This window comes from Streptomyces echinatus (assembly GCF_014203595.1).
GTDB lineage: Bacteria > Actinomycetota > Actinomycetes > Streptomycetales > Streptomycetaceae > Streptomyces > Streptomyces echinatus.
This window is the reverse complement of record NZ_JACHJK010000019.1, coordinates 108,076-121,000: the sequence shown is the minus strand read 5'-3', so window position 1 is coordinate 121,000 and position 12,925 is coordinate 108,076. Positions and strand designations below refer to the sequence as shown.

General features: G+C 68.0%; 11 protein-coding genes and 1 riboswitch. Of the genes, 5 read left to right on the top strand and 6 right to left on the bottom strand.

The window, feature by feature from the left end; all coding sequences use genetic code 11:
• The first annotated feature begins 741 nt into the window (after positions 1 to 741).
• Positions 742 to 903 carry a hypothetical protein gene (locus FHS34_RS36835; RefSeq protein WP_184973820.1) on the top strand — a complete coding sequence of 54 codons (162 nt, stop codon included), beginning with the start codon at positions 742 to 744 and terminating at the stop codon, positions 901 to 903.
• A 590-nt stretch (positions 904 to 1,493) separates the two neighbouring features.
• Here FHS34_RS36835 and FHS34_RS36830 read toward each other — a convergent pair.
• From FHS34_RS36830 to FHS34_RS36820, 3 genes are all read right to left on the bottom strand, one after another.
• The gene (locus FHS34_RS36830; protein WP_184973817.1) at positions 1,494 to 2,345 is read right to left on the bottom strand and encodes a lipase family protein; all 852 of its coding nucleotides are present in this window, start codon (positions 2,343 to 2,345) and stop codon (positions 1,494 to 1,496) included.
• Positions 2,346 to 3,219: 874 nt separating this feature from the next.
• Positions 3,220 to 3,579, bottom strand: a complete 360-nt coding sequence (locus FHS34_RS36825; protein ID WP_184973815.1) for a DoxX family protein — start codon at positions 3,577 to 3,579, stop codon at positions 3,220 to 3,222.
• Between the two features lie 167 nt (positions 3,580 to 3,746).
• Positions 3,747 to 4,229, bottom strand: a complete 483-nt coding sequence (locus FHS34_RS36820; protein WP_184973812.1) for a cupin domain-containing protein — start codon at positions 4,227 to 4,229, stop codon at positions 3,747 to 3,749.
• Between the two features lie 81 nt (positions 4,230 to 4,310).
• On the opposite strand from FHS34_RS36820, the gene FHS34_RS36815 reads away from it, so the two are divergent.
• Positions 4,311 to 5,162, top strand: a complete 852-nt coding sequence (locus tag FHS34_RS36815; RefSeq protein ID WP_225817798.1) for a LysR family transcriptional regulator — start codon at positions 4,311 to 4,313, stop codon at positions 5,160 to 5,162.
• A 172-nt stretch (positions 5,163 to 5,334) separates the two neighbouring features.
• On the opposite strand, the gene FHS34_RS36810 is transcribed toward FHS34_RS36815, so the two are convergent.
• Complete coding sequence (locus tag FHS34_RS36810; RefSeq protein WP_184973810.1) at positions 5,335 to 5,916, bottom strand: hypothetical protein; 582 nt, start codon at positions 5,914 to 5,916, stop codon at positions 5,335 to 5,337.
• Between the two features lie 789 nt (positions 5,917 to 6,705).
• Here FHS34_RS36810 and FHS34_RS36805 point away from each other — a divergent pair.
• Positions 6,706 to 6,867, top strand: coding sequence for a hypothetical protein (locus FHS34_RS36805; protein WP_184973808.1), 162 nt, complete (start codon positions 6,706 to 6,708; stop codon positions 6,865 to 6,867).
• Complete coding sequence (locus tag FHS34_RS36800) at positions 6,864 to 7,652, top strand: peptidoglycan-binding protein (protein ID WP_184973806.1); 789 nt, start codon at positions 6,864 to 6,866, stop codon at positions 7,650 to 7,652. Before FHS34_RS36805 ends, FHS34_RS36800 begins: the two co-directional genes overlap by 4 nt.
• Before the next feature lie 23 nt (positions 7,653 to 7,675).
• Here the strand turns inward: FHS34_RS36800 and FHS34_RS36795 are convergent, their stop codons facing one another.
• A complete protein-coding gene (locus tag FHS34_RS36795; RefSeq protein ID WP_184973804.1) occupies positions 7,676 to 10,618 on the bottom strand; it encodes a tetratricopeptide repeat protein in 2,943 nt (980 codons plus the stop codon).
• Between the two features lie 8 nt (positions 10,619 to 10,626).
• Positions 10,627 to 11,049, bottom strand: coding sequence for a hypothetical protein (locus FHS34_RS36790; protein WP_184973802.1), 423 nt, complete (start codon positions 11,047 to 11,049; stop codon positions 10,627 to 10,629).
• A 642-nt stretch (positions 11,050 to 11,691) separates the two neighbouring features.
• Positions 11,692 to 11,822, top strand: a riboswitch (FMN riboswitch).
• A 252-nt stretch (positions 11,823 to 12,074) separates the two neighbouring features.
• Here FHS34_RS36790 and ribB point away from each other — a divergent pair.
• The gene (gene ribB, locus FHS34_RS36785; RefSeq protein WP_184973800.1) at positions 12,075 to 12,731 is read left to right on the top strand and encodes a 3,4-dihydroxy-2-butanone-4-phosphate synthase; all 657 of its coding nucleotides are present in this window, start codon (positions 12,075 to 12,077) and stop codon (positions 12,729 to 12,731) included.
• Positions 12,732 to 12,925: the final 194 nt, after the last annotated feature.

The following is a 12,925-nucleotide window of genomic DNA, read 5'->3' as shown; positions in this document are numbered from 1 at the left end:
AGCCCGTGGGGCTTGCTTGAGCCGGATGCCGGGATGACTGGCACGTCCGGTTCTGAGGGGGCCGGGTCACGGCGACGTGACCCGGCTACCCGACTAAGTAGCCGTTGTCTTTCCGACCTTGAGGTGGGGGAGTCGAACGAGGGCGTCGTTCTGGAGCGTGTCGCCGAGTACGGGACGGGCCATGCCGACGGCTCAGCGTGCCGTGTGCCTGGAACGGAGTTCGTCGGTGTCGACAGTCGTCAGCGCCACGCTCAGCGGCACGCCGGTGCCGGCCGCAGCGGCCAGCCGCTCGCGTACCTCGCGCGGTGTCCGAGGCCGCCAGCCGGGCCCATCACAGCAGCCGGAGTGGAACGTGACACCCGCGTTCAGTAGGACGGTCAGCGTCCGCCACCCAGCGGAGTCGCGCCGCTTCGGCACAGCGAGGTCCTGACCCGCGTCGATCAACTCTCCACCGCAGCGCGGGCATCCGCTTGCCCACGTGCCACGCTTCTTGAACGAAGAGCGGCAGGGCAAGCACACGTAATGCCGGTTGGGTGTCCCCCCACGGAAGCACATCGCACCAGTATGGCGAAGCCACTTCGCTCATCCCAGCGATTAAGGAGCGGCGCGCTTGCTGTCGTGTGCGATCTCGTGGAGTGTCGGTCAACGTCACTCCGATCTCACCCACCTCGGCGAGGCCGGGGTGAGCGTTTCGGTCCCCGTCTGCCCGCGAGCGCCGGCCTCCTCCTGGGGGCGGCCGGCATGGCCTTTCTCACCACCGTCACCTCGCCCTCGCCCTCTCCCACGCTGCTGCCCACCCTCATCGCCCTGGGAATCGGTCTCGGCCTGCTGACCACGTCGCCGGTCGCCGGCGCCGTCGCCGCCGTCCCCCACGACACCCGCCGTCACGAACCCGAGGCGTGAATCTGCCACGCCTCGTCGGTAGAGCCGGGAGCACGGGCCCGCAGACGACCGGGCAACTCGGAAGCTGAAGGAACAGCGGCCGGACATGTCGGTGCGATGGCGGACGTATGGAGAGAGCCGTCCGCGACGACCTCGTCACGGACGTCGAAGCTATCGCTACGGAGCCGGTCCACGACGGCTTTCCATCCAGCGGGTGCGGAAAAGAACGAGGGAGTTGAGGACCAGACCGAGCACGCCGATCTGGTCCGCCATGCCTCTGGTGGCGCCCACACGACGGCGAGAAGCGCACCGACGCCACGTTCTGGCGATCGGGCACCTGTCTCCGCGCGCACGCCACACGCCAGGCCGCCACCTGCAGCGGCATCACCATTTCGCGTCGGTGCGGCTTTTGCGCCGATCAGGCAGCAGTGACGACGGCCAACTGCCTCGCCTGGCCGTTCACCTGCCACGCGCCCACTCCCAGTACCCACCGCACGCGCCGAAGAGCAGCAGCCGTGCGTCAGAACGTCCGAGGCCTGGGCGACCGTGCTGCCCATGGGCGGATTCTTCCAGGCCGCGACAGGTGTATGGACGGCGTCGCTGTGCTGGGGTCAGGAGAGGTTCTTCTCCAGTGCGGTCAGGTAGCTGTGCATGAAGTGGTCGCGGACGCCGTCGCTGGCGGGTGCCAGGGGGTCGGCGAGCAGGCCGGCGGCATGGTCGGTGAGGCCGCCGATCAGCGGCATCGCTTCGCGGACCTTGCCGTGGGAGTCGATGTAGCGCAGGGCGTCGACGTGGGAGTAGGGCGGCGCGGGCGGCATCTGGGGAACGATGTCGTTGTTGTTGACGAACCGGTACATCCGGCCCTTGAGGCCCTTGTTGTAGGCCTTCGCCAGGATGGTGTCGCAGGTGCGGGGCTGGCCGTAGGTGTAGACGCCGTCCGCGGCCAGGCGCGGGTCCTCCAGATACATGCGGGCGCCTGCGAGCATGGCGAGCGCCCCGCCCAGGCTGTGCCCGGTGAGCCATACGGTCTGTCCGTTGGTGCGGAGCTCGGCGTGGGTGTTCTTCACGTCGGGCCAGATCGACTCGAGGGCCTCGCCGAAGCCGTCGTGGACGTAGCCGGTGTCGGCCGGGCCGGTCCGGGGCGGAGTCGTGGCGTCGGAGAGCCAGTCCTTGATCTGCTGCGGCTCGGTGCCGCGGAACGCGGTGACGATCATGTCGTCGCTGGCCATGGTGTAGGCCTGTGTGTCCTGCAGCGGGAACGGCGGGGTGAACCGGGTCTGATGGTGCCGGACACTGTCGAACCCCCACTGCCTGGACTGCGCCTCGATCGTGGCCTCGTCCTTGTACGCCAGATCCGAGGCCAGCGCGAGCCAGTAGGCGCGCTTGAGGCTGTAGTCGGTGGAACGGTGATCGATCTTCACAGGTACAGCCACAGCAGCATCCTCCTGGCCCGGGCCGGGCATCGACTGGCCGACCGCACCGGTCTCGGACGGCGTTCGGCCAAGCTTCGCTTCAGAGGCATTTGCCTCCGGCACTAAAGCCCTTCCACGTCGACACGCCGACGGCCTCACGGTTCACTCGGATGGAGAGCGCACCGGGGACAAGAGCAGGAGCGCTGCACTCACTGGCATGCGCCCCCGGTCAGGATCCGATCGACGCCCCGCCGCTCACTGCTGCTTCCAGGGCGCGCCGGTGATCAAATACCCGACGCCTGTCGTCATGGCTGTGTGTGAGTCCGGCTGGCTGAGGGCGGCCTGGTGCTCGGCCCTCACGGGCCCGTACAGGCGTCCATGGAAGGCATGGAAGGACTGCGTTCCGATGGCCGTCGTGCGGGACGGCTTCGACTGTGCCGGGCGGGAGCTGTCACCAGGCAGAGCCGGCAGTCCGCGGGCGCGCACATGCGCTACGACCGCTGACACCTGGCTCGTCATCGCCTCCCACTCTCAGCTCCGCCTGGCTCGCCCGCTCGGCACCGACCTCTGACGCCCCTGGGCAAGGCCGACCGAGCCGATCCAGCTGACACCAGCCCGCCTCCGCGGGAGCTTCAGGGACCTGTGAGCGAGGACCGGCTCCCCAGCCGGAAGCCGTCACTCCTGACCCGGCTCGAAGAACCAGCACTCCACCGACCGCCGATCGAGGAGAGCCTGTCGCTGTCCATGCCCCCACCTTGACGTCTCCCCCTACGGGAGACTCAAGCCCATCCTGCGGATCGCTCTGACAATGCTTCCAGTCAACGTGGCCAAACCACAGAGTCTGAGCCAGAGCCTGAGAGAGGACAGCGGCCGACCGTGGGGTGGTCGGCAGCCGGCACATCCACCGATCGTGAACCGTGCTCGATCACCGCCCGGTGGCCAGCCAGATGGTCACGGACGCGGTGGCAAGGAGTCCGAGGTTGAGTGTGATCCGGCGGTCGTCGCCGGTCAGGTGGACGGCGACCGCACCGATCTGCAGGAAGACGAAGCCGATGGCCGCGGCCGGCGCCAGCGAGGGAACGATGCCGGTCAGTGGCGGCAGGATCAGCCCGGTCGCGCCGAGTATTTCAACCGTCCCCAGCGCCCTGACGACGGGCAACGGCATGCGGTCGACCCAGGCCATCATGGGTCGGAGTTGATCGCGGCTGCGGATCACCTTCATCACGCCCGCGTACAGGTAGAAGAGGGCGAGGAGTCCCGCGACGATCCAATAGGCGATGTTCATGGTTCCCGTTCATGGGCCACCGGCGTGCCGGGGCCCCGTCGATTGCGTCGAGTGCCAGAAGAGCTCTGAACAAGGCCCAGTCCGAGGGGCCCGGACCGCGTAAAGCGAACAGCGCCGCGGCCCGGCCGGTCGGAAGGGAAGCCGCCGGGCCGTGCGGCCCGGCGGCTTCAGGCGGGCTCGGTCGCGTAGCGGTTCATGGTGTCGATGTTGACCTGAGGCGTCAGTCGCCGGCCGTCGGCGAGCACGTCCGCGAGGTCTCGGAAGTACTGCACATACAGGTCCGGGGTGAAGGTGCTGAGCATGACGGCGGGCTGGTCGGTCAGGTTGGCGAAGGTGTGCGGGGTACCGGGCGGGACCATCACCAGCGTGCCGCTGGTCGCGTCGTAGTCCTCGTCACCGACGGTGAACCGGACCGTGCCGGAGATGATGTAGAAGCCCTCGTCGTGGCGGGCGTGGCGGTGCTGGGGCGGTCCCTGGGTGTGCGGGGCGAGGACTGACTCCGCGATCGCGAGGCGGTGCTCGGTGTGGCTGCCGTCCTCCAGAACGCGCATGCGCGTGGTGCCCAGAACGATCGTCTCGCCGTCGCCGCGACCCACCACCGATACGGCGGGGTCGGCCTGCGGTTCGCTGGTCTCGGTTTCATCGGTCATGCTCACGAGTGCACCGCCCGGGTCTCGTCAGTGTCCAAGACCTATCCCGCGGTGCCGATACCTGGTGGGTATCGTTGCAGCGTGGAGCTACGATCCTTGCGTTACTTCGTGGCGGTCGCCGAGGAACTTCACTTCGGCCGGGCCGCCACCCGGCTGCACATGAGCCAGCCGCCGCTGAGCCGGGCGATCAAGCAGCTGGAGGCCGATGTCGGGGCCCTGCTGTTCACCCGCTCGCCTGCCGGCGTCGCGCTCACACCGGTGGGCACGGTGTTGCTCGAAGAGGCCCGGGCACTGCTCGACCATGCCGACCGCGTCCATGTACGCGTGAGCGCTGCGGCCGGCGCCACGACCCTCACCGTCGGCATCCTGGGCGACGGCACCGACCCGGGAGTGACCAGGCTGGCCGCCGCCTACCGTCGACGCCACCCCGGCATCGACGTCCGCATCCGCGACACCGATCTGACCGACCCGACGTGCGGGCTGCGGGCCGGACTGGTGGACGTCGCCTTGACCCGAGCGCCGTTCGACGAGACGGCCCTGACGGTGCGTGCGCTGCGGACCGATCCGGTCGGTGTGGTTCTGCGCGCCGATGACCCGCTGGCCCGCCGCGACCGGCTGCGGCTGGCAGAGCTGAGCGCCCGCCGCTGGTTCCAGTTCCCGCAGGGAACCGACCCCAGCTGGCAGTCGTACTGGAACGGCGGCAGACCGCGTGAAGGCCCCGTGGTGCGCGCCGTCCAGGAATGCCTGCAGGCCGTGCTGTGGAACGGCACGGTCGGCCTGGCCCCGCTCGGGCACGACCTGCCCGCGGAGTTGGCCGTGGTGCCGCTGCTCGACATGGCACCGAGCCGAGTGGTGGTGGTGTGGAACGAAGGTGACGCCAACCCCTTGATCCGATCCTTCGTCGAGATCGCGACAGCCGCGTACCGCCACTGAGCGCCGGTAACCGGTGCTGCCGCGGCTCATGAACACCGCGAACGCTGCCGCTCTCGGGCATCCCCCGAAGTGATGGACATCTGCTGTCCCTTGTCGGGTTCTGGCTCGCTTTCCGTGAGGCGTGCACGGTGGGTGATCTGCGCTGGGAGACCAGTGGGACCGAAGGTGGGGCTCAGGTGTAGACGATGGGGCAGCCACGTCGGATCGAGTGCTGGGCAGCGCGCAGGAACAGTGCGACGTAGAAGGCTGTGTCCAGGTCCCTGCTCCACGGTCCTGTTCGAGTAATGGCCAGTTCTTTTGCCTGGTGCCTGAACCATGTGCTCAGGTCGAGGTTGTCGCATGTTGCCGGGGTTTCGGCCGGCAGATCGATGGTTGCCGCCAGCTTCTCGGCGAGCGGTAGTACCTGAGGAGCGCCGGCCACCATGGAATCGTGGTCGGCGGAGTCGATGGGCAACCAGATCTCCTCATCGAGAGAGAAGGGCACGATCACCGTCCAGCCGCAGAGGATCTCCGTTTCCTCTCGTGACAGGTGCGTCTGACACAAGGCGAGGAACCCGGCCATAGAGGGTGCCAGCTTCTCCTCGAAGGCTTGCCCTGAGCCAGGTTCGAAGTCCGTCTCTGGTGGGAGGTCCTCGTAGGGCGGCAGGCCCCGCCGCCCGAGTTCCGCATTGAGCGCCGAAGCAACCTCACCCCATCCGTCCTCCCCGTCACCGAACCATTCCTCCGCGCCGACATTCACCAGATAAACACCCATGCCGGCAAGCTATCGCGCGCATCTGACATCGATCAGCGAGCCAACAGGACTCGCCTGCGGAGCAGTGCGAAGCCGGCCCGGCCGAACATCTGGCGCATCCAGGGGCACTCAGCGCCGCGTCCCACAGTTCGGTCCTCGCTGCGGTCTCGAGTCATGGTCGCCTGATTCCTGATCAAGGATCAATGCTTGCGTGAGAGCAGGGGTGTAGGTGCAGATCTCCAGAGTGGCGGCGGCTCGTCCCCACGGGTTCGCATCGCGCACGGGCAGCGCAGCCCGGCCAAGCCCGCTAGCTGCGCGGACAGCGCAGGGCGCATTCCTCGCGACGTATCCGGGAAGTCCCCGACATCTCACCGCCTATCGCGCACGAGCTCGTTAGCACTCTGTTTGCCCGATCCCTGACAGTGTCATATAGTGGCAATGAGTGATCTCTCGCATCTCGGAAAGCCGTCTCGCATCACGGAGGCGCGGCTAAGAGAAATCCATGACCTCCTATACGTATACGCGCCAATAGGAGAAGCTCGCAGTGGGAATTAGTCCCGCAGGCGCAGTGATCACACTTCGGCAGTACCTCCTCCCGGGTCGAGAATCCCGACTAATTCCCGGTCCTTGTCAGCGGCGTTGCCGCCAAGACCAGTTTGGGACGAGTCGCAGAGATCGTCCTTCGGATTCGGCTGCTGCATCGACCAGTAGTTCCACGACTCGACTCGGTGGCATCAGATTCGAAACCAGACTCATCGTTCGTGAAAACGAATTTGATCTTGATGTGGACGGCTGTGAGAGGACGGCGTCATGCGCCACAAGAACTTCGATGACGACGACGTGAGGGTGGCTCTCGAGAAGACAGACACCGGCGATGGACCCGGCACCGACAACCTGGACGACCTTCCTGAAAGCGACTTCGTCGCCTTCGCCGAGGACGGCGTCGAGAACGACGCGGAGGACCTCAAGTGACCGCCACCATCGCCTACGACCGTGCCGTGTTGAACCTCATCGACGAGCTGAGTGCGACGGGCCACGTCACCCACAAGTCGTACAAGAAGACGTCGGTCACTCTCCACCACAATGGCGGCCGACTTTCGCACCGGGGTGTGCTCGACGTCTGGAAGAAGCGTCCGGCTTCGGCCCACTTCGACGTGGACGCCACCGGTGCCGTCGCTCAGTACGTCAAGGTGAACGAGTACGCCTGGGCCGTCGGCAACATGGCCGGCAACCAGAGAACGATCAGCATCGAAATGGCGAACGCAACGCTCGAGCCGGGGTGGACGGTGGCCGAGGCGACCTGGAAGAACGCCGCACGTCTCGCTGGCTGGCACTTCGCCAAGGTGATCGGTGAACGCCCCAGCAGGAGCAACCTCTTCTACCACCATCACTGGTCCTCGACCGCCTGCGCCGGCCCGCACATGGACAAGATCTACGACAAGGTCCTCGCGGCGGCTCAGGAGGCGTACGACCACTTCAAGGGCTCGCACCCCGTCCCCAGAGCGGATACCGAGCCGTTCCCCGGGGCGTCGTTCTTCCACACCGGACGGAAATCGCGGATCATCGCCGCAATGCATGATCGGCTCGTCGCCGAAGGCTGCAACCGGTACGAGTCGAGCGCGAGCAGCGACGTATGGGGCCCAGGAGATGTGAAGTCCTACGCCGCCTGGCAGCGGAAGCTCGGCCTGAAAGGTGACCATGCCAACGGCATCCCCGGCAGATCCAGTTGGGACGAGCTGCAGGTCCCCAACGTCTGATCGCCCTCGCTCATGGCTTTTCATCATCCGTCTGACGGTTCGGGGGTGAACTGGCGGCGGATCATCTCGGCTTCGGCGGAAAAGCCGAGTCGGTCGAGCACGTCCACCAGCGTCTTCGACGTGCCGTACAGTTTTCCGACGAATCTCGCGGGCTGTTCAGCAGCCAGCTCGGCGTAGATTTCCATGGCTCTTGTTGACGCTGCCAGGGCCAGAGGCAGGTCGTGTTCTCCCTGTCCGTCGACCCGAGCCTGTGCGAACGCCCACAGTGCTCTGGCCAGGTTGGGCTCGAAGGCCGCACGGCTGGCCTTGGCCAGTCGCTCGTAGATCGCTACCGCGTCGGCCGTGGGGGACAGTGCCTCCTCCTGCCGCCCAGTCGCCAGCAGCCAGATGCCGAGGTTGGTCAGTGCGGCGGCAAGGTTGGGTTCGTGTGCGGCGGGGTTAGCGGCGACCAGCCGCCGATAGACAGCCACTGCGCTTTCGGCCGCGGACAGCGCTTTCTGGTCCTGACCCACTTCGATCAGGTGCATGCCGAGATTGGTCAGCGCAGCGGCAAGGTTGGGTTCGTGCGCCGCTGGGTTACGCTCGGCCAGCCGTCGGCTCAGAACCACCGCGTCCTCAGAGATGCTCACAGCATCCTCCCGCCGACCCACCTCCCACACGTAGACGCCGAGGTTGGTCAGTGCGGCGGCAAGGCTGGGTTCGTGCGCGGTGGGGTTGCCCTCGGCCAGCCGCCGGTAGACGCCCACCGCCTCCTCAGTGGCCCGCAGAGCATCCTCCCATCGGCCCACCTCCCACAGGTCGACGCCGAGATTGGACAGCGCCTGGGCAAGGTCGGGTTCGTGTGCGGCGGAGTTGCTCGCGGCCAGCCGCCGGTAGGCGTCCACCGCCTCCTCGGTGGCCCGCAGAGCGTCCTCCCGCCGCCCCACCTCCCACAGGCGGGCCCCGAGGTTGGACAGCGCCGCGGCAAGTTTCTCGGTCTCATAGGTTGCCGGGTTACCCTCGGCCAGCGGCCGGTAGAGAGCCACTGCCTGCTCCTGCGCGACCAACGCCTCGGTTCGACGACCCACTTCGGACAGGCGGTTGCTCAGGTTGGACCGGGCGTTGGCGAGCCCGGGTGCGAAGGCGGCGTTGTCCCAGAAAGCGGCGGAGTGGGTCTCGCTCAGCCGCCGCCACACCGTTTCGGCTTCCTCGGCGGTGGTCAAAGCCTCGGACCTACGCCCCGCCAGCGCCAGTTCGCTGCTGAGGTTGATCAGCGAGGTGGCGAGGGCAGGCCCGTGGTCCGGGGGGCTGACCCGGGCGAGCTGCCGCCACGCCGTGATGGCGCCCTCGGTTGCGGTCACAGCCTCGGCTGGTCGGCCGCCCCAGGACAGACGAACTCCGAGGCTCTGCTGGATGCGGGCGCGTTCGGCCAGGTCGTCGGTGTGGGCAAGGCGGTATGGGGCGAGGCGGGCGGTGACGGCGGCGATTCCGGGGTCGAGGTCGGCGTGGCGGTGGTCGGGGAAGTGGGCGGCGATGGCTTCAAGCAGGGCGGGATCGATGTCGTCGAGGCCGGCCAGGGCGGTGAGGGCGGTGCTGCCGGCCGTGAGGGCGAGCTGCGGGTCGGTGTGGAGCAGGGGGTAGAGGTGGCAAGGGCCGAGGTGGGGCCAGCGCTGTGCGGCACTGATGAGGAACGTGACAGTGCGAGGAACCCAAGTGGGCGGCGTGTGGCCGTTGTCGTGCGTGAGCAAAGCGGCAGTGGTGGGCGCTGCCCAGGGTTGGGCGGGGTAGTCGGCCTCGTGACCGGGCAGGGTGAGGGCGAGGAAGTCCTCGGCGAGGCGGTCGGGGTACAGCGGCTCCAGGACGGTCTCTCGGGCGGGGTCGGCCGGGGGATAGCAGACCGCGTGGTCGGCCAGAATCCGCCCGGGGGAAGGTCGCAGTTGCAGCGTCTCCACGACGGTGGTGCCTACGGAGGACTCCAGGGCGCCGGCCAGGGCGGCGGTGAACACCGTCTGGTTCATCACGTGTGGCGGAGTTGCATACGTCCGCTCGGCAGGGTTGAGGCCGTGGGCCGCGTCGCCGTACAAGGAGGCCCAGTGCAGGTGCTCGCGGTCCAAGAGGTAGATGGTCAGGCCGGCCATGTCACGCGGGGGACGCCGGCCGGTGACGTGGGCGTCGACGGCGACCAAGGCGGCGATGTGCACGGCCAGAGTGAGCCCGAAGTCCGGATGCTCCAGTGAGGCGGGCGGGCCGATCCCGTCCGGCGTGGTCAACCCGTAGCGGGCGGCGAAGCTGCCGCGGGCCACGGCAAACATCCGAGCGCGGGGCCCGGCCTCCTGCGCGGGTAGTGGCTCCAGTAATTGCGTGGACGTGTCCGCCTGGTGGTTTGCCAGCGCGGCGCGGACCGCTGGCCAGGGCTCCGCGGTCCGCGCCAGCAGCAGGATGCGCGTACGTACGGCGGTCTGGTGGAGCAGGGCGTTGCTGAGCAGCCAGGTCAGGTGAGTCAGAGGCCACCGGTCGGCGTAGTCGACGATCAGCAGCAGACCACTGGCGCCGTCCAGGCGGAGATCCTGGCTGCCAGGTGGCGGAAGGATGGTGCCTGGGCCGTGCGTAGCGGTGACGACCTTCCAGCCCTCGGTGGCCGTCTGGGCGGCGAAGTGGGCGGCCAGACGGGTCTTGCCCTGTCCGCCGGCACCGTACAGCCAGCGGACGCCCAGCCGCGGCCCCTCCGCACGCCACCGGTGCAAGGCGGCGAGCTCTGCCTCGCGGCCGGTGAAGGGCACCACCGCATGGCGGGCGTTGAGCATCCGGCTGGGCAACTGCCGCAGCCACTGCGGGTCCGTCTCCGCCGGGAGGCGCCAGTTCTCCAGCAGATACACCGGCGTGCCGTCGCCGAAGACATGGATGTCCGCCCCGATCACCCCGTAGGCGAAGCCCCCCTCCGCCCGCACCACCTGACGAGAACCGGGCGGTTCGTCCCCTTCGGCCATTGCCGCACTCACCCGGCCTGCCCGGAGCCCTCGTCAGAACCAGCAGCAGATGGGGGAGGTCGCAGTCGGCCAGAATCCGGACGGGTGTCCACCAAGACGTTGCCACCCTGGGAGGCGAATACCTGACCGTTGTCCCGGGCGATGTTGGTCTGCACGCCCTGCTGCTGAGCCGGGGGCAGCGCGGCTTGCATCTCGGCGATCAGAACCCGCAGGTCGTCCGCAGCGCCGGGGTACTGCCGCAGTAGCGTGGCCAGCCGCCGATGCCAGATCGGGACGAGGTCCCGGCGAGCGCCCTCGGCATCGTCGTCCTGGGCCACCAGGTCGGCGTCACTGTCCAACTGCGCTTCGATGGCTGTCTGCCGGTCCTGGCCTTCACGGCGGAACAAACCGGCCACGGCGGTGCGAGAGGTCCCCCAGGCGTCAGTGGCCATCGCCGCCCCCACAGTTGTCGCGCCTGTCAGAGCCAAGGTCGTCATCGCTTCCTCTAACACGAAGCCTCCAAGTGATCAGGAGCCAGCCCCGAAGGGTCAGTCAAAGGATCCTCCAAGGAGGGCAGCAGAGCCATGTCCTCGCCTTGAAGGGCTTACATGGTGGGACGCAGCCAGGGGAACTCCTGCATCAGAGGCATCGCTTACGCGCGCGCTCATCACGCTGAACACAGGGAAGTCGTCACTGACGACGCCGCGCAGGACGTCGAGCGAGAGAGCCTGGGGCCGGTTAGGTGGATCGTGGCGAGGCCGCGAGCGCCGACGTCGTCGGCGCTCAGGGCGTCCTGAACTTGCTACAGGGCGAGCCGGGAGACGCCGAGCGAGGCGCGCTCCCGGACCAGGCGCGTGTCGAGAACGGCCTCCGCAAGGCACCAATCCCCGGTGGCGGGACGCCCGATGCCGTTTCGAGCAGCTCAACAGACTGATCGGCGATCCTTCGTACCGTCCAGGGCCGCGTCACGAAGGCCGGATCCGCGGCGGGTCTTGACCGTCCAGCGGCGTAGGCGGTCGGCGCGTTGTGCCATAGCGAGTGATGCGGAGCACGCCACAGGGCGAGACCGCTGTGTCATGATCGGCGCTGAGTGTTCGCGCGCTCCGGGGTCGGTGTAATTCCGAGCCGGCGGTGAAAGTCCGCGACCCAGTCGAAGCCATCGGCTGGTTGACCTGGTGGAACTCCAGGACCGACGGTGAAAGTCCGGATGGAAGGCAGTGCGCGGCGACACATGGTTCCCCGGTCGGGCCTCTCGCGCCGGCCGCGGGGCCTGGTGCTCGCTATCCCCGGAACGGTGTCCGTGCACGGGGGCGAGCCGTCATCCGCCAGCTTTCCCCCCGCATGGCACGCCGTCCATCATGGCAGGCCGTCGTGTGCCCGTGCGCAGACGCGTGCCTGCCGTGTGGCCGCGTTCTCTCGCAGTTCAGTGCATCGCCCGGACATATCCGTCAGGGCGGTCCCGACCGCAGGAGAGCACATGGCAACCGCAGTTCACACCACGACCGGCCGTCTGAATCTCGTCAGGCAGGCCATCGAGGCCTTCAGTCGCGGGGCCTTCGTCATCGTCTTCGACGACGAATCCCGAGAGAACGAGGGCGACCTCATGGTGGCCGCCGAACACACCGACACGGCCGCGATGACGTACATGCTGGACCACACCTCGGGGGTGGTCTGTGCGGCGCTGGCGTACCAGCGCTGCACAGACCTCGACCTGCCGCAGATGGTCGACGACAACTCCGGGCTGCACGGCACGGCCTTCACCGTGTCCGTGGACCTCATCGCAGGCGGCACCACCGGCATTCCCGCCGACGAGCGCGCCCGCACCCTTCAGGCGCTCGCCGACCCGGCCGCACAGGCTGCGGACTTCGCGCGTCCGGGCCACGTTTACCCCGTCCGAGCCGCGCGTGGCGGGGTACTGGAACGTGACGGGCACACCGAGGCAGCCGTGGACCTCTCCCTGCTCGCGGGACTGTCCGGAGTCACCACGATGTGCGAGGTCGTGCGGCCCGACAGGGCCATGGCCCGCCTCGGCGACCTGCGAGAACTGGCCGAGCGTGAAGGGCTGCACCTGATCTCGGTGGGAGACGTCGCCGCCTACCGCCGTGCGCACGCCTCCACGTCGCAGTCCTCCTGACCCCTCTCCTCCTGACCCCTCTCGTGTTCCTGCATCAGCCCCCGCGGGGCTGATGCAGTCCCTGAACGCGGCCGCCGTCGGCTGAGCTCGCCCCGCTTCAAGATTGAACTCGGCGTTCCAGCTGCTGGGAACGATGTGTCCCGCATTCCGCGGCGCATGGTCCGACGCCCCACGGGCCCTGGCTGTGCGGGCGC

What these genes read in the sequence shown, in the direction of transcription:
- FHS34_RS36835 (WP_184973820.1), top strand. Translation starts at nt 742, where the DNA reads ATGGCCTTTCTCACCACCGTCACCTCGCCCTCGCCCTCTCCCACGCTG.
- FHS34_RS36830 (WP_184973817.1), bottom strand. Translation starts at nt 2,345, where the DNA reads ATGCCCGGCCCGGGCCAGGAGGATGCTGCTGTGGCTGTACCTGTGAAG.
- FHS34_RS36825 (WP_184973815.1), bottom strand. Translation starts at nt 3,579, where the DNA reads ATGAACATCGCCTATTGGATCGTCGCGGGACTCCTCGCCCTCTTCTAC.
- FHS34_RS36820 (WP_184973812.1), bottom strand. Translation starts at nt 4,229, where the DNA reads ATGACCGATGAAACCGAGACCAGCGAACCGCAGGCCGACCCCGCCGTA.
- FHS34_RS36810 (WP_184973810.1), bottom strand. Translation starts at nt 5,916, where the DNA reads ATGGGTGTTTATCTGGTGAATGTCGGCGCGGAGGAATGGTTCGGTGAC.
- FHS34_RS36805 (WP_184973808.1), top strand. Translation starts at nt 6,706, where the DNA reads ATGCGCCACAAGAACTTCGATGACGACGACGTGAGGGTGGCTCTCGAG.
- FHS34_RS36795 (WP_184973804.1), bottom strand. Translation starts at nt 10,618, where the DNA reads ATGGCCGAAGGGGACGAACCGCCCGGTTCTCGTCAGGTGGTGCGGGCG.
- FHS34_RS36790 (WP_184973802.1), bottom strand. Translation starts at nt 11,049, where the DNA reads ATGGCCACTGACGCCTGGGGGACCTCTCGCACCGCCGTGGCCGGTTTG.
- ribB (WP_184973800.1), top strand. Translation starts at nt 12,075, where the DNA reads ATGGCAACCGCAGTTCACACCACGACCGGCCGTCTGAATCTCGTCAGG.